Genomic DNA, 21,214 nt, shown 5'->3' with positions numbered 1-21,214 from the left:
AAAATGCACATGGGGAAATCGTACAAACTGTCGGAGTTCCTGATCTGGACACGCTGGAAAATTTACGAGCTGCTCATTTTCGGTTCGGTTCCGGTTGTCCTGTACAAGTTCTTCTCCGTTACGTGGCTATCGATCCCTCTGACGATCGTGGTTCTGCTCGGAACCGCGACGTCGTTCATCGTCGGCTTCAAGAACGTTCAAACGTACAACCGCGCGATGGACGCGCTGGAAATCTGGACCGATATCCTGAGCAAGAGCCGTCGCTGGGGCCAACTCGCTCGCGATTTCGTCACCGATGACGAGATCGCCCGAAAACTCGTCGATCGCCACCTGGCATGGCTGACCGCGCTGCGCTATGACCTGCGCCGCCCGCGCATCTGGGAAAGCACGAACAAACGCTACAACGCCGAGTACCGCCGATTCTATCGCGTTCCCGAGTGGGAAAAGGACATCAGGGAATTGTTGCCGAAGTATCTCTCCTCGACCGAAACGGAACAGGCGCTCGCGTCGCCTTGCATCGCAACGTTCGTGCTGAGCCTGCAGGGCACTTCGCTCACGACGCTTCACATGGCCGGCCATCTGGATTCGAACTTCTTCATGGAGCTTCAGAAGACCGTCGGCGACTTCATCGACCTCCAGGCAAGATCGGAACGCTTCAAGAACTTTCCCTACCCGCGTCAGTATGCGACCGTCAGCTCCCTGTTCGTCCGGTTCTTCTGCCTCTCGCTTCCGTTCGGTTTGCTGAACGAATTCAACCGGTTGAACGACGGCGTGAGCGGTTTCATGCACGGCAACATGGTCTGGCTGGTCGTGCCGTGCAGCGTCGCCGTTTCCTGGATGTACACCTCGCTCGAGCAGGTTGGCGAAAGCACGGAGAACCCGTTCGAAGGCGGCGCCAACGACGTGCCCATTTCAACGCTGTGCAGCACGATCGAACGCGATCTGAAAGCGATGCTCGGAGAACACGCGCGCGCCCCGTCGAGCCGCACGATCATCGCGCTGTAACGCGTCAGGCGTCTCTCGTCGCGTCACCCTCCGTTCGTCGATTGTTGCCATCGCGACAACATGATGAGGTCCTTCCCGGCGCTACTGTCGCACGAGCACATCGCCTACGCTTGGCGCTGACGGTGGCCGTGCATGCATGTCCGCTCCCGTCCGGGAAACGGACACGACACCGCAAGAGCGACGTGCGACTCGCGCGGCCGTGTGCGCCGCGTTGCGTCGTCGCGCGTCATTGGCCGCGGCAGCCAGGGCTGTTGCCATGGCATCACCCGGCACCTCACCAACCGAGGAACGATCCGTGACAGAAGAAGATATCCGCAGCAACGCGTTCGCGATGCCCGTGCATAACCCGGCTTACCCGCGTCCGCCCTTCCGATTCGTCAATCGTGAGTATTTCATCATCTCGTACGAGACGGACATGGACGCCCTCCGGGCCGTCGTCCCGGAACCGCTGACGGTCGACCGGGCCGTCGTCCACTACGAGTTCATTCGGATGCCTGATTCGTCTGGATTCGGTGACTACACCGAAAGCGGCCAGGTGATCTCCGTTCTGGACGAGAACGGCACGCGCGCCAATTTCACGCATGCGATGTACCTCGACGACGAAGGCCCGATCGCCGCCGGACGGGAAATCTGGGGATTTCCGAAGAAACTGGCGTCGCCACGGCTCTGCGTCGACGGCAAGGACACGCTGCTCGGCACGCTCGACTACGGCACGCAGCGCATCGCCACCGGCACGATGGGTTACAAGTACCGCGCGCTCGACACGGAAACCGAACGCCGCAAGCTCGCCGACACGCCCAACTATCTGCTCAAGGTCATTCCGCACGTCGACGGATCCGCGCGCATCTGCGAGCTGGTGCGCTTCGTCCTGCGCGATGTCGACGTGATCGGCGCATGGGAGGGACCCGCCGCGCTCGAACTGCATCCGCACGCGCTCGCGTCGGTTGCCGATTTGCCGGTCCGCAAGGTGATCGGCGCGCGCCACGTCATCGCGCATCTCACGCTCGATATCGGCGAAGTGGCTCACGACTACCTCGCCCCCGCCGCGTCGCTGAAGCTCGCGGTCAACCAGTAAACCTCCGGAGGACGTATGGCACTGAATGACAAGGTCGCGCTCGTGACGGGCGCGGCAAACGGTATCGGCGATCTGTGCGCACGCAAGCTTGCGGCGGACGGCGCGACCGTCGTGATCGCCGATCTGAACCTCGCGGCCGCCCGCAAGGTTGCAGACGATATCGTCGCGGCCGGCGGCAAGGCATTGGCGATCGCGATGGACGTCACCAGCGAGGAAGCCGTCGAAGCCAGCATGGCCGAAACGGTGAACCGGCTGGGCAGCATCGACGTGCTCGTGTCGAACGCGGGCATCCAGATCGTCAACCGGATCGAGGACTACGCATTTTCCGACTGGAAGAAGATGCTGGCCGTTCACCTGGACGGGGCATTCCTGACGACGCGTGCCGCCATCAGGCACATGTACGCGTCGAACAAGGGTGGCACGGTGATCTACATGGGCTCGGTGCATTCGCACGAGGCCTCGCCGCTGAAGTCCGCCTACGTGACCGCGAAGCACGGGTTGCTCGGTCTCGCGCGCGTCGTCGCGAAGGAAGGCGGGCCGCGCGGCGTACGCGCCAATGTCGTGTGCCCGGGCTTCGTCAGGACGCCGCTGGTCGACAAGCAGATTCCCGAGCAGGCGAAGGCGCTGGGCATCTCGGAACAGCAGGTCGTTAAGGACGTGATGTTGAGGGAGACAGTCGACGGCGAATTCACGTCGGCGGCCGATGTCGCGCACACGGTTGCGTTCCTGGCCGGCTTCGAGTCGAACGCGCTCACCGGACAATCGATCGTCGTCAGCCACGGCTGGTTCATGCAGTAAGGAGGACATCATGTATTCGAGCCAGCGTAACAAGCTGAAGCAGGCCCATCGCATCAAGCTTCCCCCGTATGACGAAATCGGAGTCGTGCTGCAGGGTGGCGGCGCACTCGGCTCATATCAGGCCGGCGTGTATGAAGGCATGGCCGAAGTCGGCGTGGAGCCGACGCGAATCGCCGGCGTATCGATCGGCGCGCTGAATACGGCGATCATCGCCGGCAATGCGCCGGCGGACCGCACCGACGCGCTTCGCGGCTTCTGGAACACCATCAGCCAGCCGGGAGATCCGTTCGCTCACGTCGGCGCGTGCATGTCGGCGTGGCCCGGGCTTGCCGACGTGGGGCGCAGGTGGTCGAGCGCATGGGCCGCCGCGCGCACGCTGATGGAAGGCCAGGACGGATTCTTCTCGCCGCGCATGCACGTGCCCTTCGCCGGGTTCGGCGGAAAGCGTCCCGACCAGGTCAGCTATTACGACACGTCGGCGTTGCGTGAAACGCTCCTGCGGTACGCCAACTTCGACCGCATCAACGACGGGAACATTCGCGTATCCGTCGGAGCGGTCAACGTGCGAACGGGCAATCTCGTCTATTTCGACAATACGAAGATGCGCCTGGCGCCGGAGCATTTCATCGCCTCCGGCGCGCTGCCGCCGGGCTTTCCGGCCGTCGAGATCGATGGCGAGTTCTACTGGGACGGCGGTCTCGTTTCCAATACGCCGCTCACCGAGATCATCCGCGAAAGCCAGCACAGGGACACGCTCGTTTTCCAGCTCGATCTGTGGAGCGCGCGCGGCAAGTTGCCGGGCGACTTCCTCGATGTCAGCGAACGCACCAAGGACATTCAGTATTCGAGCCGCACGCGCGCGATCACCGCGTTCATGTCGCAGAACCAGAAGCATGCGCAGATGATCAAGGCACTGCTCGAACATATTCCCGAACACGTGCGGCTTGCCCACCCGCTGCTGCGGGAGGCGCAGAAGACGGCGGACGGCAGTGCCGTGAACGTGGTGCACCTGATCTACAAGAACAAGACGTTCGAGGGGCACTACAAGGACTATGAGTTCAGCAAGGACACGATGCGCGAGCATTGGGCGAGCGGTCTCGAGGATATTCGCCGTTCGTTCGGACACCCGGAGTGGTTCGAGATTCCGAGCCGGGAAATCGGCTTCGTCACGCGGGACGTGCACCGCTATCGGCACGACGTCGACGAAGCCGGCAACCTCGGCAGGCATGCCGCTCCCGCGGAACACCTTGCGCCGGAGAAGGAATCGTCCGTCGCCGGGTAACCCGTATCGACGCCAGCCGCGGGCGAGCCAGGCGGTCGGCCGCGGGCCGGCGACGCGTGACCGGCGGTCCGCCGGCGCCGTTCCCGACTCGCGGTACCGCGCCTGCAGGACCGCTTCAGGCGGCGCAACGACCGATCGTCGAGATCGCGCATGCGCCCGCCGCAAGGAGAGCACCATGATGTCGCATGAAATGATCGCGAGGTACGGCACGCTGGTCGTATTCCTGAACGTGCTCGGATCGTCGCTCGGCCTGCCGCTGCCTGCCATTCCGACCTTGGTCACAGTGGGCGCGGGCATCGCGCTCGTGACCCATGTCGCGTCGTCGGCGCTGCTGCATTTCTCGGCGCTACTGGCCGCCGCCGTGGTTGGCGGCCTGCTCGGCGACCTGGTCTGGTACCAGGGTGGGAAGCGCTACGGCAAGCGCACGCTTCACACCGTCTGCAAACTGACGCCGTCGCGCGACGCGTGCGTCCGGACGACCGAGCGCTTTTTCGGCCGCTGGGGCGTTCGCGTGCTCGTGGTCGCGCGGTTCGTACCCGGCCTGTCGCTCGTGGCCGTTCCGCTTTGCGGCGCGATGGCCGTCAGGTTGCGCGCCTTTGTCCTGCACGATTGCGTCGGCATCGCGCTGTGGGCGTCGATCGGGCTGGCAATCGGCACGCTGTTCGCGTCGCAGATCGACGCGGTCTTCGCCTTTGTCGCCCGTCTCGGCTGGCACGTGCTCATCGTGATCGCCATCGCACCGCCGCTGTATTTCGTGTACGGATATTGCCGCCGGCGAATGCTGGCAAGCGCGCTCGGGAAAGCGCGGATCAGCGCGGGCGAACTGCATGCGCTGCTCGCGAACAATCCGCGGCCGGCCGTGATCGATATCCGTTCCGCCGAGCGGAGAATGCTCGATCCGTTCGTCATTCCGGGCGCGGTGATCGGCGATGAACGCAAGCCCCGCCAGATCATGGAGCGCTATGGCACGAACCGGACGCTCGTCATCTATTGCGCGTGCCCGCACGAAACGTCTGCCGCGTCGGTGGCCAGGCAGTTGCGGCTGTCCGGCGTCAAGCTCGCCCTGCCGCTCACCGGCGGTATCGATGCGTGGCGCGTCGAGGGCTTCGACGTGGAACCGATGGTCGCGATGAACGACGCGGCAATCGGCCCGGAAAAGCAGAAAGCCTTCACGTATTGACTCCGTGGCCCCGTGGCGCGCCCAGGTTCCCGGGCAGCGTGGTATCGCACCGTTGGCGGCCTGCGGGCCGCCGATTCGGCTGGCGACCGACAACACCGCCATGACGCCTTCATCCGCTCGTGCAGCGCGCGCCGGACATTGGTATCGCAACCTTCCCTCCCCCAGCTTCACGCCTCTTCCCGGTCGCATCCTCGGCAGACCTGACACGGCTTTTTCGATCACAGTTGCGCCATGCGGCGACTGCACCGCTTGTCGCAAACCTGCTGGCAAGACGACCTGTCGTTCGGATTGCGGGTAACGCGCCCCTTCCGCCGCTGCACGCTTGGCGGGCATATTCCCCGACACAGGCAGTGAGATCGGCGTAACGGACAAGCGATGTCAGCACGCTCGAAACGCCATCCGGCGCGTTTCCGTGACGATGAAGGCACGCGCTGGCCTCGAACGGCTTGATCACAGTTGGACGAAGCGTTTGAAGCACGGGGTGGCGGCTCCCTGCAACGATCCGGCCAGTCGGCCAAATGCGACGGCATGGTGGCCATCATGTTGACGGACACCATGCCGGGATCGACGCTCGCTGGTTTGGCATATCCCCCAGCCGCGGAAGCCGGGCGATCGTCGCCGTGCGGTTCCAGCGGCCGCGTTCAGTGCCCGCCGGCCGCTATCCCGCCGCCGCTGCCCTTGACCGGCCGGGTGAGCCAGACCAGCGGAATGATACCGACGAAGATGATCGACGACACCCAGAAGATGTCGTTCAGCGCGAGCATCGCGGCCTGCGCGTTCAGCGAGCGTTCGAAGAAGGCCGTGGCCTGATCCACACCGACGCCGAGCATCGCCTGGAGCTGCGCGACGGCACTCGTGTAGGTCGGGTTGTTCACGCTCGTTTGCTCGGCGAGCCGCGCATGATGCAGGATCGTCCGGTCGTTCCATCCGGTCGCGATCAGCGACGTGCCGACGCCGCCCGCGAACACGCGCACGAAATTCGACAGCCCGGCGGCCGCCGGAATCCGGTCGGGCGTCAGGCCGGACAGGATGATCGCGGTCAGCGGCGTGAAGAAGAGCGCCATCGGAATGCCTTGCAGCAAGGTCGGCAGCACCAGCGTATACGGGTCGACGCCCGTCGTGTAATGCGAGCGCATGAAAAACACGCCCGCAAAGCCGACGAAGGCCAGCGTCGCGAGCACCCGCGCGTCCGACTTCGGCATGATCTTCGCCATCAACGGTGCCAGCAGCACGGCGAAGATCCCGAGCGGCGCCGTCACGAGCCCGGCGTCCACCGACCGATAGCCGAGATAGCCCTGAATCCATTGCGGCAGGATCACGAGGTTCGAGAAGAACACCGCGTATGCAACCGAGATCGCAATCGTGCCGCCGCGGAAATTGCGCACCGCGAACAGGCGAATGTCGACGATCGGGTTCCGCTCCGTGAGCTCCCAGATCAGGAAAAACACGAAGCTGACGGCGGCGATCACGGCAAGCGTGCAGATCACGGGCGAGCTGAACCAGTCGAGATCCTTGCCCTTGTCGAGCATGATCTGCAGCGTCGCGACCCATACGATCAGCGACATCAGGCCGACCTTGTCGATAGGAATCTTGCGCACCTGTGTCTCGCGGTCGCGATAGATCATCCACGTGATGCCCGCCGCGAACAGGCCGACCGGAATGTTGATGTAGAAGATCCACGACCAGCTGTAGCTGTCGGTGATCCAGCCGCCCAGCGCGGGACCGGCAATCGGGCCGACTGTCGCGGTCATCGACCAGAGCGCGAGCGCGGTCGAGCTTTTCTCCTTCGGATACGAACCCAGCAGGATCGCCTGCGAAAGCGGAATCAGCGGCCCCGCCACGGCGCCCTGCAGGACGCGCGCAGCGAGCAGCACGAGCAGGTTCGGCGCGACGCCGCACAGCCACGACGAGAACACGAACAGCACGATCGCGGCCACGAACAACCTGATCTGCCCGACGCGCTGCGTGAGCCAGCCCGTCAGCGGAATCGCGACGGCATTGGCCGCCGAGAACAGCGTGATCACCCACGTGCCTTCGTCGACGGATACGCCGAGGTTTCCCGAGATGGTCGGAATCGCCACGTTGGCAATGGACGAATCGAGCACGTTCATGAACGTCGCGAGTGCGACGGCGAGCGTCGCAAGGACGAGCTTGCCACCCGTCAGCGGCGGCGGTGCGGGTTGCGTTGAGGAATTCATCTCGCTTCCAGTCTGAAGTTGCGACTGTGCCGGCGTGTCGAGCCGGCCAGTCGGACGATTGAATCGACCGGGGCGCGACAGCGACGCGCACCGGGTCAACGATTCAGCTTGCGCGCTGCGCGGTGTCGCGCGCATCGCGCGCGACCCTTGCGTCGCGCTTGCCGGAAGCCGCCGGCGCGCCGGTTTGCGCCGCCGCATGCTCGCCGACGACGTTGCGCGCGATGATCTTCTCGATCTCGGCATCCGCCTGTGCGCCGTATTCGGCAAACACGTCTGTGCGATACGACGTGTTGATCGCCGCACCGAGCTGCGGGCCCGTGTCGTCGCGCGTATCCACGTCGACATCCATCGACAGTCCGATACGCAGCGGATGCGCGTCGAGTTCCTTCGGGTCGAGCTGGATGCGCGCGGGCAGGCGCTGAACGATCTTGATCCAGTTGCCCGTTGCGTTCTGCGCGGGCAGGCTCGCGAATGCGCTGCCCGTACCCGCGGAGAAGCCGACCACGCGGCCGTGATACTTGACCTTTCCGCCGTACACGTCGGCCGTCAGCGTGACGGGTTGACCGATGCGCATGTTGCGCAACTGGCTTTCCTTGTAGTTTGCGTCGACCCATACGCCGTCGAGCGGCACGATCGCCATCAACGGCGTGCCGGGCGACACGCGCTGGCCGACCTGAACCGAACGCTTCGCGACGTAGCCGGTGACGGGCGCGGGCAACACGTTGCGCGCGTAGGCCAGATACGCGTCGCGCACCTTCGACGCGGCCGCCTGCACGTTCGGGTGCTGATCGATCGTCGTGCGATCGGTCAATGCGCGGTTGGCCTCCGCCTGTCGACGCGCGGCGTCGAGCGCGGCCCGCGCGGCCGCCACGGTGTCGCGCGCGTGCGCGATGTCTTCCGCTGACACGGCCCCCGTATCGGCAACGGCCGCGCGACGACGCAGGTCGTCCTGGGCACGGACGAGATCGGACTGCTTCTGCGCGACGTTCGCCGCGTACAGATCGTCGTTCACGTAGAGACTGCTCACCTGGCGCACGGTCTGGCCCAGCGCCGCCTCGGCGTTGCCGAGCGCGACTTTTGCGTCGGCGGCGTCGAGCGTGACGACAGGATCGCCCGCCTTCACGATCTGTGTATCGTCGGCGTTCACCGCGACGACGGTACCCGCCACCTGCGGCGTCAGCTGCACGAGATTGCCGCTGACGTACGCGTCGTCGGTCGATTCGTGGTAACGCGCGAACGTCAGGTAGTACGCGGCGTACGCAATCGACGCCGCCACGACCGTCACGCCGAGCAGCGCCAGCAGCAGCCGGCGGCGGCGCGGCGCGTCTTCGCTTGCGACATCGTCGCCGCCCGACGGCGACGTATCACAATTCGCGCGGGGGGCGTCGGCCGGCTTGTGTACCGGCGGATCGATTTCGCTCATTTCAATTCTCCAGGCAGATTCGATGGATCGCCGCTCAGCGCGCGGCGGCGGCGGGCACGGCCGATACGCGCGCATCGGCATGTGCCGATGTGCCCGCGCCCGCGAATGACGTGTCGACGAAGCCGCCGCCCAAAGCGGACGCGAGCGCGATCTGACGGTCGCGGCGGTCCATGCGCAGATTCGCGACGCGCTGATCGGCGGAAAGTGCGTTGACGTCGGCGTTCAACACCGTCAGTTGATTCGTGAGACCGGCCTTGTACTGCGCGAGCGCCAACGCGGCCGCCTTCAGCGCGGCCTGCTGCGCCGTCTGCGCATCGACCAGCTCTGCGTCCGTTGAACGCACGTCGGCGACTTGCGTCGCGACCTCGCTCAGCGCGGTGACGAGCGCCTGGTTATAGGTCGCGACGGCAAGATCGAAGTCCGCGTAGCGCCCCTTCAGTTGCGCGCGTAGTGCACCGGCGTCGAAGATCGGCAGATGAATAGCCGGTCCGACCGACGCGGTGCGGCTCGCCGCCGTCAGGAAGCGGCCGAAGCCGAACGCATCGAGTCCGATCGCGGCGCTCAGGTTGATGTCCGGATAGAACTCGGCCTTCGCTTCCTTCACGCCGTGCGCGAGCGCATCGACACGCCACCGGGCAGCCACGATGTCGGGGCGCCGGCTCACGAGATCCGCGGGCAGATTGTCGGGCACGCGTACCTCGTTGCCGGTGCCGAGCGTCGGGCGCCCGATCCCCAGGCCGCGATCGGGACCGGCGCCGAGCAGCGCGGCAATCTGGTAGCGCGCCGCGAGGATCCGGCCGTCGAGCGATTTCAGCAACGCACGGCTCGTCGCGAGATTCGCGCGGGCGGTCTCCCGCTCGACCTGCGTATCGAGCCCGGTCGCGATTCGGTCCGCGGCGATGCGATCGATCTGCTCGCGTTGGGCGATCTCCCGTTGCGCGATGTCATGCAACAGGAACAGGCGTGCAAGTTCGTTATAGGTGCGTGCGATCGCCGTCGTAAGCGCCAGCCTGACCGCTTCCGCCTCGGCGCGGCTCGCCTGCAGGCCGGACACCGACGCGCGCAGCGCCTCGCGTTTCTTGCCCCAGAGGTCAAGCTCGTACGAAGCGCCCAGGATGCCGCGGTTCTCCGTCTGCCATGACCCGCCATACGGCGGCGGCACGAGCGCCGTACCGGAAAACTGCTGGCGGGTGAGGGCGTAGCTGGCATCGACGCGCGGCATCGTCCCCGCTCGCGCGGATTCGCTGTAGGCCTGCGCGGCCGCCACGCGTGCGCGCGCCTGATCGAGCGTCGGGCTGCGCTCGAGCGCCTCGTCGATCAAGGACTTCGACTGGCCGTCACCGAACTGATCGACCCAATCCGCAGTGGGCCAACGGCCTTGCTCGAACGGCAGGCTCCATTGCGTCGCGTAATGCTGCGGATCGGTCATCGCCGCATCGCCGTGAATGCCGGCGTAGTTCGCGCATGCCGACAACATGCCCGCGACGACCACCGGCACCCCGGTCTTGAGTGTGCGCGACGCATGCCGCCACGCGATCGAAAGCATGACCGTCGTGCGTCCCTTCGCGAGCGCGATCAAGGTTCGGATGCCGATCCATGGATTCAGCAAACCGCGGCGCACCTGCTCGCTGTGACCGACACCACACACGCACCAACTGCAGAAGTGCTCGCAGTTGTTCGTCAGAAGCCGATAGCGATCCTCGCCGACGCGCGACCAGGCGCGCTCGACGACAGCGATTCCTGTATAGATGGCATCCGGCTCCGCCTGAACTTGGATGGTGTTGCTCGCCGCGAAGCGACGCAATGAGATGCATTCCACCGGAGACCGCCTCGCGGAGCAATCAAAGCCGCCATAGTGAACAACCAGTCCATCTCCAACGTAGATGCCGTGATGCGCGTACCCGTCGCGCTCGCTGACGAGATGCGCGCCTATGTCGATGTCGGGTTCCGTACGAATCGGTTCGCGTGAAAGCGTCGGCCAACCGATATTCAAAGTGTCCATCGCAAGCCTCCGATTGCGTAGGTGTGCCGCATGTCGCGTCACCGAGGGGTTGCCTGCATGCGCAACCCGAAGATCGGCCCGCACTGCCGTGTCGTCATACTAGGATCCGCACGCATGTGCAGGTAGACCCGCATCGGAACACTTTCCCGTTCCTCATCGGCACCAATCGGCTGCACCCGCGGTCGTGCAACGTGCGACGCGAGCGACACCGGCCGTTCTCGCCGCATTGGTGCGTAGCGCGCAACACCATGCATCCCAGACCGATCTAGTCCGGCGCCCTGTCTTTGCCTAGCATGCAAGAGCGCTGGGGCCATCGTTCGGATGGCGGTCGTGGGGAACGGCCTGCAGGCAAGCGCTGCACCAATGCGCCGAGTCGCTTCGGGAAACGACGCGCCGCCCCGATACGCAGGGCTCGGAACACTCGCGTCGATCAATACAAGCAACCGGGAGGCATATGGAGAACGAGAGGTTGCAACCTCCGCCGTTGACACTGCTCGACAAATACCGCGGGCGAGAATTCGCCGCGCTCTACACGACCACGGTCACCGTCTCCGGTGGCCAGTCCGGTCATGGCCGCGCATCGGGCGTCGCACGATCCGATGACGGCTGTCTCGCCCTCGATCTGCGATTGCCGACCGAACTCGGCGGGCCGGGCGGCGGGACCAACCCCGAACAGCTTCTCGCCGCCGGCTACGCCGCCTGCTTTCACGGCGCGCTAAGCCTGATCGCGCAACGCGATCGGATCGACATCCGGGAAACGACAGTCGCCGTCGAAGTGGCGTTCGGTCGCGATCCGGTTGATGGCGGCTATGCGCTGACGGCCAACATCACCATCCGCATGCCGGGCGTGGACCGGCAGGTCGCGGAGCGTCTCGTTCGCGACACGGAGCGCCTGTGTCCCTATTCGAAGATGGCACGGCAGGGAATCTGCAGTGTCGTCGCCGTGTCGGCGTGATTGGTGCCGAAGCGGCAACATAGTGCGCACGTTCCCGGCCCTACCCGCCCGCGGGACCCGCGATTACGATGGTTGCCAGGCAGGTCGTGCGATGCATCGCCATGCTCACGACCACTCGTGCAGCTTCAACCAATCAGGACAACGGATCATGACGCAACGTATCAATTATTTTCAGCAATCGCCGGAACTGACCAGGAAACTCGTCGAACTCGACGGGCTGCTTCAGAAGACGGCGATCGAGGTTCCGGTCCGCGAGCTCGTCGAGATTCGCGCGTCGCAGCTCAACGGCTGCGCGTTCTGCGTCGACATGCACATCAAGATGGCGAAGATCCACGGCGAGCGCGAACTGCGCGTGCATCACGTTGCGATCTGGCGCGAGTCGCCGCTGTTTTCGCCGCGCGAGCGCGCCGCGCTCGAATGGACCGAGGCGCTGACGCATCTCTCGTCGCACGGCGTGCCGGACGATCTCTACGAGCGCGTGCGAGCCCATTATTCCGAGCAGGAACTGTCGGATCTCACCGTCCTCGTGGGTGCGATCAACTGCTGGAACCGGCTGAACGTCGCGTTCCGCATCGTGCCCGGCTCGTTCGACACGATGTTCGGGCTCGACAAGGCCAACCTGGAGTAACGACATGAAACGCATCGTGCTCGCACTTGCACCGCTTGCGTTGTCGCTGCTGATGCCCGTTCAGCTGGTCGTCGCCGCACCGCAAGCCAAGGTCACGCAACTGACGACGGAACCGTTGCCCGAGTATCCGGGCAAGGAAGTCGAGATGATCGTCGTGGATTATCCGCCCGGCAGCGTCGACCCCATCCATCGCCACGACGCACACGCATTCGTCTACGTGCTCGACGGCAGCATCGTGATGGGCCTAAACGGTGGAAAGACGGTCACGCTCCACGCCGGCGACACATTCCATGAAGGCCCGGAAGACGTGCACACGGTCGGACGGAACGCTAGCAGCACGAAGCCGGCAAGATTCGTCGTGTTCCTGATCAAGAACAAGGGGGCGCCGGTCCTCACTCCGGTGAAGTAGTGTAGCCACTTGCGCGGCCGGGCAACCCCGGGCCGCGTTGCCAGTTTCAAGCGAAGCGACGCATTGAATACCTGTCGCCGGGTATTAGGCCGAACTCGACCCACCGTTGATCCACGGATCAGCAACATACTGATTTAACATGATAAATATTTGGGGTCGCAGCCAGGAGTTTTGCCGCGCTTAAGATCACCTAACCGGAAAAGCGCACGGGAATCAAAGGCCCCCCGGGAGCCCGTGCTTCGCCACGTACGACGGCGACGCGCAAAGCGCCATCTGCATCGGAATCAGCTGCCGCGCAATGATGCTGGAGTCTTCGATGCGGCCATTGCGAAACGCCACGTCGATCCGTTCCGATACGAGGTCGATCGGCCGGTCGTCGAGCAGCAGATCGAAGACGATGTCGGGGTACGCCTGCGCAAACTTTTCCAGCAACGGCGCAACGATTTTCCGGCCAAACCCCACCGCTGAGCTGATACGGATCAGGCCGCGCGGCGGCCCCTGCCGCAGCTCCAGCATGTCGTTCATGGCCTCGACGATCTGCGCGACGCCCTGGTGGCAGTTCTCGAAGAACCGCTGACCTTCGCACGTGAGCTCGGTCATGCGGGTGGTCCGCTGGAACAGCCTCGTGCTCAGCTGCGCCTCGAGCTTCTGGACGTTCCGGCTCACGGCCGGCCGGCCGACGCCGAGCAGCTCGGCGGCTTTGGTAAAACTGCCCTCGCTCGCCACCGCGACGAATGCAAGGATGCCCGCGTAGCTGGCGCCGAAGCTCGCCGACAGTGCATCGGCACGACGGGCCAGCTCGCGCCGAACGCCGTGCTCCGCTGTATCCGATTGATTCATTTCCGCTTCCCCAGACATGCCGCTCACTCCGATTGCCCTTCGCCGGCATGCGCCGGCGAACAGCTTCACGTGCGAACGGAAATCAGCTTGCCGCGAGCCACCGGTCAAGACCGATGCGACCCAGCCGCGCCGGCCCGAGCGGCACCAGCGATTGCGCCTCAACGCGGCCGCCGTAGTAGCGGGCGTCGCGATCGGTCACCACCGTACGCGTATCGCCGACCGACTTCAGGTACCGTGCAACGATCTCCGCGAACGGTGCGCGATCCGGACCTGCGATCTCGACCGTGCCGTTCTGCGGCCCGGCGAGCGCAGCCTGAGCGACGAGTGCCGACACGTCTTCTGCAGCGATCGGTTGAAACAGGCCGTCGCCGATGCGGACCGTACCGTCTCGCGTGCTGAAATCAGCGATGCCGCCAATGAATTCCATGAACTGCGTGGCACGCACGATCGTGTACGGCACGCCCGCTGCGTCGATGGCCTGCTCTTGCGCGACCTTGGCCAGGAAATAACCGTTCTCCGGCATCCGGTCGCAGCCGACGATCGACAGTGCAACGTGATGGCGCACGCCTGCGGCAACCTCGGCCTTGCCGAGATTGCGTGCCGATGTACGGAAGAAGTTCCTGATCAAGAATAAGGGGGCGCCGGTGCTCACGCCGGTCAAGTAACACAATCGTTGTCGAGGCCCGGCAACGCCGGGCCGCGTCCGGGTATTGATCGAGCCAATGCGGCGCTAACGTGCGCTGCCTGTATGTGCGGAAAGCGCTCAACCGGTCACGCTGCGACTGGCTGTCAGACAGGAATGCATTGATTTAAAACGACACATGAAAGTGGCGCAAGACAACCCCTCGACAAGGCCGGGGGCCGCGTAACTGGAAATGCGCATCGGGATCAAAGGCGCCGCCGTTCGCGCTCATCTTCTCGACGCCCGCAGGATCCCGACGTTCGAGTCAACATTGCCACGTCGTCACGACGCGTATATATGCGTTTCGATCGCGCGTTGATGCTGCGGGGATCCACCTCGCTCATGCTGGTCAATCCACGCCGCCAAGGTCGAAATCGAAGCGGTCCCGTGCGAACGCGGCCAGTGATCGTCGCTCGCGGGATCCCACGCGTCACTGGTCAAATTACGAGTCGGTCAAGCGCGTGTGCTCCCTGAAGTGAATCGCATTGCCCGGCGAATATCCGCGTGTCGCCTGCTGCCGTCCGCGCGCCGCTTCGTGGTTCGCCAATTCGATCCTCGCCGCCTGCAAATTTTCGCCACACAGCCACTCGCCTTCACATTCGTGCGCCGATTCGGGAGCTGGCACGGCAAGTGCCACGCTCGCGGGACGCACCGGGCGCGCTACCGCACGTTTGCTCTCGCCGGGTGCCGCCTTCCGCTGATGCGCGCGCGGGCGCCGATCGTCCGGAAGCACAACAGACCGACCTGACTCCCGTTGCTCCCGGACACCAGCTTGACGCAACGGCTCCGACGCCAGCAACTTCCCCGTTCGAGTATGCTGCTCGTTCGAATCCGTGTGCGCGCCGGCGACAGCCACTTCGCCCGATGCGCGCAGTGCCAGGGTGTCTGCACGATCTCCGTGTACCACTCCAGCTCCCTGACCGCCCGGTAGCGCGCTCGAAAAAGCCGCCTTTTTCGACAGCGCCACGGCATCCGGCAGGCTCGTGCCAAACCATACGGCAATTGCCGCACCGAACAGCGCACTGCACACCGCAGTGAGTGCGATCCGGCCACCACCGTGTCGTGTGCGCGAGCGGCTCCATGCGAGATTGTCATGCCCGAAGTCCACTGCCCGCCACACGCGCCGTTTCATGCCGAACCGCTTACTGCTGGGCGTTGACACCCCCGTCGCCAAATGAATCTCGGCTTTGGCCGATCGCACGAATGCAAGGACGGCACCGCGCCGGCCTCCATACGGTGGAGGCAAATAGGAGGCTGGCCGCGGCGCAGGTGGGGTGAACCAATCCACAGTCGAGTGAATTCTCATTGCTTTCTCCGTTGCGCTTGTCTGCATCTGTCGTCGCGCTCGCGTGAGCGGCACACGCTAACCTTCCCGAAGCCACTGGACGAGCAAGCCTGCCGATGCATAGCCGCGCAGCGTAGCGACGTAGCCATCGAATCGATAGGCCACTTCGCTCACCCGATTGTTGTAGTAATCGCTCTCCGCAATCAGCACGTCGAGCAGCGTGCGCCGTCCAAGGTGATACCACTGATCGAAAAACGCCTTGCGCACCCGATCCGACTCCACCGACAGAGCACGGTACTGGTTCGCGCGTGCGCCAAACGACCGGGCGTCCTCGTCCGCAGTTCGCACTTGATACTCGAGATCGAGACGCGTTTGCTCGACCTGGCGCCACCCGGCCAGCGCCCTGAATGCCGCGGCGTCGGTCGCGGCAGTCGCAGCACCGCCCGTGAACGCGTTCCAGCTCAACGTCAGCATTGTTTGCCATGGCATCCTGCGCCCCTGCACGTCATGCCCCGTACTGGCGCTGACGACCCAGTTCAGTTGCGGTTTTCTTGACGCGCGCACCGCGTCGCGATTCATATCGGCAGCCGCAGCCTCCGCGCGCGCCTGCTGAAGTCGCGGATTGTTGTCGAGCGCTGCCATCAGGCGCTCGAGATTGGCCGGTTTGAGCGGCCAGGTCGACGTCGCGGGCGTCGGCACGGGCTGCTGTCCCACCAGCTTGCGCAAATTCAGCTCGGCGTCGCGGCATTTGGCAAGCGCGGCATCTCGACTCGCCTGCGCCTGTAGCAGGCGCGCCTCTGCCTGCGTCAGCTCGCTGGCACGGCCGCGATCGGTCGCAACGATAGCCGCGAGCATGCCGACCAGCTGAGTCATCCGATCGACGAACTGCTGACTGAGCGCTGCGATATTGCGTTGTTTCGCGAGTTCCGCGAGCGTGGTCGACACCTGATACGCGGAGTCCTCCATTTGCGCGATGTAGCGCTCCTGATTCGCATTCGCGAGCTCTCTGCGGCTCGCGATCTGCTTCGCGTTGCGCCCCCAGTCAAACAGCGTCGTCGTGAGGTCTGCACTGATCGAGTTGCCCGGATCATATCCATTGCCTGCATTCGAACCGAACTGCATCGAACGCGTCCGGCCGTTGAGTTGAAGTTGGGGCCAGCGGGCCGCCTTCGCCTGGCTGACGTCCGACTGAGCGGCCTGATACTCCGCATACAGCCCGCGCACCTGCGGACTGACGTCCATAGCCGCTTGGGCAGCGGCATAGAGCAACTGCCGTAAATGAGCCTCGGTAGCGAAGGATCGCGCTCCCGTGGCCGGGATCTGCGGGCCGGGAACGGCAGGCGCTTCTCTCTGACCGGCTTCCTCCGGCATATCGCGCGGCGGCGCGTGGGTTGTCGTTGGGCTCGCCGGCGTCAAGATGACCGGCGGCATGTCGGCTGCCCTGGCCGGTTGCCATGCGATCGCGGCGATCGGTATCGCGAGTGCGACTACAGCCGACACCGGCACGCGCCGGCGCGCAAACTCGACGCGGGCGCGTGCAAGATTTCGACGATCACTCATGTTCAACGCTCCCGGAACGCTTCGCGAACTTTGAATATCGGCTTCAACAAATAGTCGAGCACTGTCTTTTCGCCGGTACGGATATCGACCGTTGCCTGCATCCCGGGAAGTATCGGCAAGCGCTTGCCCGCGATGTGCAGCGCGTTCGTGTCGGTCTCGACCATCAGCCGGTAGTACGTCGCGTCCGGCCGCCCTGTGGCCGCGCGTTGTTCGTCTTTCACCGTGTCCGGCCCCACGCTGACGACGCGCCCATGAAGTCCACCGTAGATCGCGAAATCGTACGCACTGACTTTCACCAGCGCCGGCATTCCGGGACGCAGGAACGCGACATCGGAGGGCTTGATGCGCGTTTCGACCAGAAGCGTGTCGTCGACCGGCGCGATTTCCATAATGTGTTCGCCCGGTTGCACGATCGCGCCCGGCGTGTGGATCCGCAGGTTCTTCACGACACCGCGGCTTACTGCGACGATGTCGGTGCGCTCCAGGACGTCGGCGCGACCGACGAGCGATTCGCTCGTTTGCGCGAGTTCCGGCTCCAATCGCGTCAGCTCCGCGCCGGCATCTGCCCGATAGCGACTCCTGCGCTCGACGATTTGAGCGTCGATATCGGCCGCCTGTCGCCGCATGCGCAAGATTTCGACCTCCGAGATCAAGCCTTTCGCCGCGAGCGGCTCCGACATCGCAAGCTCGCGCGACACGAGCGTCCGGCTCTGCGTCAACGCAGCGACGCTTTCGTCGAGCGCCCGCCGACGAGCACGATAGGCCGCCGTCTCTTGCCGGACAAGATCCGGTTCCCGCGCAACTTCGTAGGGAAACGCGAGCGGAATGCCGTATGCCTCGGCGCGCAGCCGAGCGACAGTCGCCTTCAGGCCGACTGCCTTTGACCGCAATTCGCGATAACTCGATTGCGCGCGGGTCGGATCGATCTTGGCCAACAACTGCCCTTTCTCGACGAGATCGCCCTCGCGTACGGCGATTCGCTCGACGATCCCGCCTTCCAGGCTCTGTATGACCTGCTCCCGACTCTGAGACACCACGGTCGCGTCCCCGCGCGTAACTTCTTCGACACGCGCGAAGTGCGCCCATGCCAACCCGATACCGAGCACGGCGGCAACGACGTACAGCACGGACTGAGCACCGGCCGACGAACGCACCAAGAGCGCCTCACGAATGTCGTTCATGAAAGCCGCGTCCTGTACCAGCAATCGCGGCTCGGTCTTGCGCCGCCGCAACATCGCTCCAACTTTCATCGTCATGCCTCCGTGGCGTCCGTATCCGCGGTCGCGGATTCGCCCTCCGTGCCGGCGAGATGCCCGGCCCGCTCGGTAATTCGGGCAAAACGGCCGCGTGCAGGCTCCGGTTCATTTGGCGTGCGCCGTCGATCCGGCGCCGACTGCCCCGACAATTCGGCGAGCACGCGAGCCTTCGGCCCGTCCATGACGACTTTCCCGTGATCGACGATCACGATGCGATCGACGAGTGCGAGCATCGAGGTGCGGTGCGTTACGACCACAAGCGTCTGACCGACCGTCGCTTGCCGCAGGTGTTCGATGAAGAGCGTCTCCGTTTGCGTGTCCATCGCGCTCGTCGGCTCGTCCAGCAGCAACGCGCGCGGACGCGCGATCAGGCTGCGTGCGAGCGCAACAAGCTGCCGCTGGCCGCCCGACAGTTCGCTGCCGTTTTCTCCGACCGGCAAGTTGACGCCAAGCGGATGTCGCGCGACCAGCTCGCCCAGCCCCGTCAATTGCAACGCCCTGACCAGCTCGTCCGTGGTTGCGTCGGGCCGCCCGAGCGTCACGTTCTCGCGCAGCGAGCCGTAGAAAAGGCGGCTGTCCTGACTTACATAGCCGAACGTATTACGCCAGTCTGCGGGCGCGATTTGCTCGGCATCGAGGCCGTCGGCAAGCACCTTTCCATCAGTTGGCCGATACAGGCGAGCGATCAATCGCAGCAGCGTCGATTTCCCGCTGCCGACCCGGCCGAGTATCGCGACGCGTTCACCCGCGCCTATTTCGACCGACAGGCCCTGCAGTACCGACGGGTTCTGCGCGGCCGCCGACGGATAGGCAAACGACACGTTGTCGAGCTTCACGTGGCCGGTCAGCGGCGGCCGGGCAAGGTATTCGTGCGCGGCGTCGTGATCCAGCGGCATCGCCATCAGTTCGTTCAGCGATTGCAGCGCGGCTTTCGCCTGCTGAAAGCGCAATGCCAGCGCCATGATCTGCCCGAGGGGCGCGGTCGCTCGGCCGGCAAGCATCACCGCGCCGATCAGCGCGCCTTGCGTGAGCGTGCCCGCCCCGATCAGGTAGACGCCCGCGACTACGATTACGACGGTCTGCAGTTGCTGGAGACCCGTCACGATACTCGTCGAGAGGCTCGAAAGCTGACGCGACTTCATCGACGACGCCGCCGCCTTCGCGCTGAATGTGTCCCAGCGATGCCGCATCGCGCCCTCACCGCCGACCGCCTTCAGCGTTTCGAGCCCCTCGATCGATTCGATGAGTACGCCTTGCTTGAGCGACGCTTCCCGAAGGTTCTCGCGCATCGCACGCGCGAGCGGCCACTGCACGAGCAGGCCGATTCCGACGATGAGCGGGATCATCAGCAGCGGGATCCAGCCGAGCGGCCCGGCAACTGCGAAGATCACGCCGACGAACAGCAGCACGAACGGCAAGTCGGAGATCGCGGAAAGTGTCGCGGACGTCGCGAAGTCGCGCACCGATTCGAACTCGCGCAGGCGATGGGCGAACGAGCCGGCCGACGCCGGCCGGCGCTCCATCCGGATCGCGAGCGCCTGCCTGAACAGCAGGCTGCCGAGCACGAGATCGGCCTTCTTGCCAGCCGTGTCGAGCACGTGCGCGCGCACGTGACGCGAAACCGCCTCCATCAGCATCGCGAGCGCGACACCGATCGCGAGCGACCAGAGCGTCGCGTATGCCTGGTTCGGCACGACGCGGTCGTACACGTTCATCGTGAAGAACACGCTTGCGAGGCCGAGCACGTTGATGAGGAAAGCGCCCAGCGCGGCGCTCGCATAGTAGTTGCGGTAGTGCCAAAGCGTGCGGAGCAACCAGTGGCCTGCCGGTTCGCCGAGCGGTTCGCCGCCGCGGCTGTCGGGCTTCGCGAGCGGCTTGACGAGGATCGCGTAGCCGGAATAGGTGTCGCCGAGTTCATCTTCCCGACATTCGACCGGACCCGTGCCGAATTCAGGCGTCATCACCCGGTAGACGATGCGCGGGTCTTTCAGTCCGGACGGACCGGCGCTTCGACCGAGCAAAACGCACGCGTCGCTGTTTTTCCGCAGCAGAACGACGGGAAGAAGATGCTCGGGCAATTGCGACAATTTCCGCTCTACCAGCTTCGCACTCAATCCCGCTTGGGCGAGCAGCTCCAGTGCAAGCGATGGCGTCAATGATGCGGACATAGCCAGTCCTGCCGTCAACGCGTCGCGAGTACGGCCGTGTCCGTAGTAGTCGCAGATCCAGGAAACGGCATCCAGCAGGCTGTCGCGTCCGATCGTTTCGGACAGAGCTGCATTGCTGTCATGCGTGATATTGCTATCGAAGGTTTGGGTGCTCATAGCGTCGATCATCAAGCGAGTGCTCGACGATTCAAGTCGAATGCCGCCCGTGTTCGTACGGACGTGATGTTCTAAAAAAACGTTGAATTTGAGAGGGACGGCATATCGGGATTCATATGCGTCACATCGGAATCGGATTCGTATCGCGAACCGTTAGCCCCTCGGGCTCGCTTCGCCGCTATTTCGCGCGGTCTGAGCCGCGCCGTCGGTCATCGTTTCGGACGACGGACGGCGCGCTCGATGCGAAATCGAATCGAAACGGGAAACTACGACGCATCGCATGGCACATGTTTGCGCCATGCAATGCAATCG

Annotated in this window: 15 protein-coding genes and 2 pseudogenes; 8 read left to right on the top strand and 9 right to left on the bottom strand. The window is 64.5% G+C overall.

Annotated elements, in window-relative coordinates; genetic code table 11:
- Positions 1 to 3 precede the first annotated feature (3 nt).
- From KDW55_RS10115 to KDW55_RS10095, 5 genes are all read left to right on the top strand, one after another.
- A complete protein-coding gene (locus KDW55_RS10115; RefSeq protein ID WP_069242073.1) occupies positions 4 to 1,005 on the top strand; it encodes a bestrophin family ion channel in 1,002 nt (333 codons plus the stop codon).
- A 295-nt stretch (positions 1,006 to 1,300) separates the two neighbouring features.
- Positions 1,301 to 2,080: an acetoacetate decarboxylase gene (locus KDW55_RS10110; RefSeq protein ID WP_156789061.1), complete on the top strand. Its 780-nt coding sequence runs from the start codon at positions 1,301 to 1,303 to the stop codon at positions 2,078 to 2,080.
- Between the two features lie 15 nt (positions 2,081 to 2,095).
- Positions 2,096 to 2,878, top strand: a complete 783-nt coding sequence (locus tag KDW55_RS10105) for a 3-hydroxybutyrate dehydrogenase (RefSeq protein WP_212197935.1) — start codon at positions 2,096 to 2,098, stop codon at positions 2,876 to 2,878.
- A gap of 10 nt (positions 2,879 to 2,888) precedes the next feature.
- The gene (locus KDW55_RS10100; RefSeq protein ID WP_069242076.1) at positions 2,889 to 4,160 is read left to right on the top strand and encodes a patatin-like phospholipase family protein; all 1,272 of its coding nucleotides are present in this window, start codon (positions 2,889 to 2,891) and stop codon (positions 4,158 to 4,160) included.
- Positions 4,161 to 4,335: 175 nt separating this feature from the next.
- Entirely contained in the window at positions 4,336 to 5,340 is a 1,005-nt protein-coding gene (locus KDW55_RS10095; protein ID WP_212160748.1) for a VTT domain-containing protein, read from the top strand.
- 641 nt (positions 5,341 to 5,981) lie between these two features.
- On the opposite strand, the gene KDW55_RS10090 is transcribed toward KDW55_RS10095, so the two are convergent.
- The 3 genes from KDW55_RS10090 to KDW55_RS10080 form a co-directional block, all read right to left on the bottom strand.
- The gene (locus KDW55_RS10090; protein ID WP_069242425.1) at positions 5,982 to 7,538 is read right to left on the bottom strand and encodes a DHA2 family efflux MFS transporter permease subunit; all 1,557 of its coding nucleotides are present in this window, start codon (positions 7,536 to 7,538) and stop codon (positions 5,982 to 5,984) included.
- A gap of 103 nt (positions 7,539 to 7,641) precedes the next feature.
- Positions 7,642 to 8,961 carry an HlyD family efflux transporter periplasmic adaptor subunit gene (locus tag KDW55_RS10085; RefSeq protein ID WP_212160749.1) on the bottom strand — a complete coding sequence of 440 codons (1,320 nt, stop codon included), beginning with the start codon at positions 8,959 to 8,961 and terminating at the stop codon, positions 7,642 to 7,644.
- 34 nt (positions 8,962 to 8,995) lie between these two features.
- Positions 8,996 to 10,963: an efflux transporter outer membrane subunit gene (locus KDW55_RS10080; protein WP_212160750.1), complete on the bottom strand. Its 1,968-nt coding sequence runs from the start codon at positions 10,961 to 10,963 to the stop codon at positions 8,996 to 8,998.
- Positions 10,964 to 11,417: 454 nt separating this feature from the next.
- On the opposite strand from KDW55_RS10080, the gene KDW55_RS10075 reads away from it, so the two are divergent.
- The 3 genes from KDW55_RS10075 to KDW55_RS10065 all read left to right on the top strand — a co-directional run bounded on the left by KDW55_RS10075 (position 11,418) and on the right by KDW55_RS10065 (position 12,955).
- A complete protein-coding gene (locus tag KDW55_RS10075; protein WP_069242078.1) occupies positions 11,418 to 11,918 on the top strand; it encodes an Ohr family peroxiredoxin in 501 nt (166 codons plus the stop codon).
- 148 nt (positions 11,919 to 12,066) lie between these two features.
- Positions 12,067 to 12,546 (top strand): carboxymuconolactone decarboxylase family protein, encoded by a 480-nt coding sequence (locus KDW55_RS10070; protein ID WP_069242079.1) that lies wholly within the window; start codon positions 12,067 to 12,069, stop codon positions 12,544 to 12,546.
- Positions 12,547 to 12,550: 4 nt separating this feature from the next.
- Positions 12,551 to 12,955, top strand: a complete 405-nt coding sequence (locus KDW55_RS10065) for a cupin domain-containing protein (protein ID WP_069242080.1) — start codon at positions 12,551 to 12,553, stop codon at positions 12,953 to 12,955.
- Positions 12,956 to 13,180: 225 nt separating this feature from the next.
- Here the strand turns inward: KDW55_RS10065 and KDW55_RS10060 are convergent.
- The 6 genes and pseudogenes from KDW55_RS10060 to KDW55_RS10035 all read right to left on the bottom strand — a co-directional run.
- Positions 13,181 to 13,795: pseudogene (locus tag KDW55_RS10060) on the bottom strand (LysR family transcriptional regulator); the annotation flags it as partial.
- A gap of 82 nt (positions 13,796 to 13,877) precedes the next feature.
- Positions 13,878 to 14,414 (bottom strand): annotated as a pseudogene (locus tag KDW55_RS10055) (NmrA family NAD(P)-binding protein); the annotation flags it as partial.
- 505 nt (positions 14,415 to 14,919) lie between these two features.
- Entirely contained in the window at positions 14,920 to 15,639 is a 720-nt protein-coding gene (locus tag KDW55_RS10050) for a hypothetical protein (RefSeq protein WP_167432654.1), read from the bottom strand.
- 201 nt (positions 15,640 to 15,840) lie between these two features.
- Positions 15,841 to 17,322, bottom strand: coding sequence for a TolC family protein (locus tag KDW55_RS10045; RefSeq protein ID WP_249173953.1), 1,482 nt, complete (start codon positions 17,320 to 17,322; stop codon positions 15,841 to 15,843).
- 2 nt (positions 17,323 to 17,324) lie between these two features.
- Positions 17,325 to 18,557, bottom strand: coding sequence for an HlyD family type I secretion periplasmic adaptor subunit (locus tag KDW55_RS10040; protein ID WP_156789062.1), 1,233 nt, complete (start codon positions 18,555 to 18,557; stop codon positions 17,325 to 17,327).
- A 17-nt stretch (positions 18,558 to 18,574) separates the two neighbouring features.
- Positions 18,575 to 20,902, bottom strand: a complete 2,328-nt coding sequence (locus tag KDW55_RS10035; protein ID WP_212160751.1) for a type I secretion system permease/ATPase — start codon at positions 20,900 to 20,902, stop codon at positions 18,575 to 18,577.
- Between the last annotated feature and the right edge of the window lie 312 nt (positions 20,903 to 21,214).

The organism is Burkholderia sp. AU19243 (assembly GCF_018148075.1).
Lineage (GTDB): Bacteria > Pseudomonadota > Gammaproteobacteria > Burkholderiales > Burkholderiaceae > Burkholderia > Burkholderia latens_A.
This window is presented reverse-complemented; position numbering and strand designations above follow the sequence as displayed.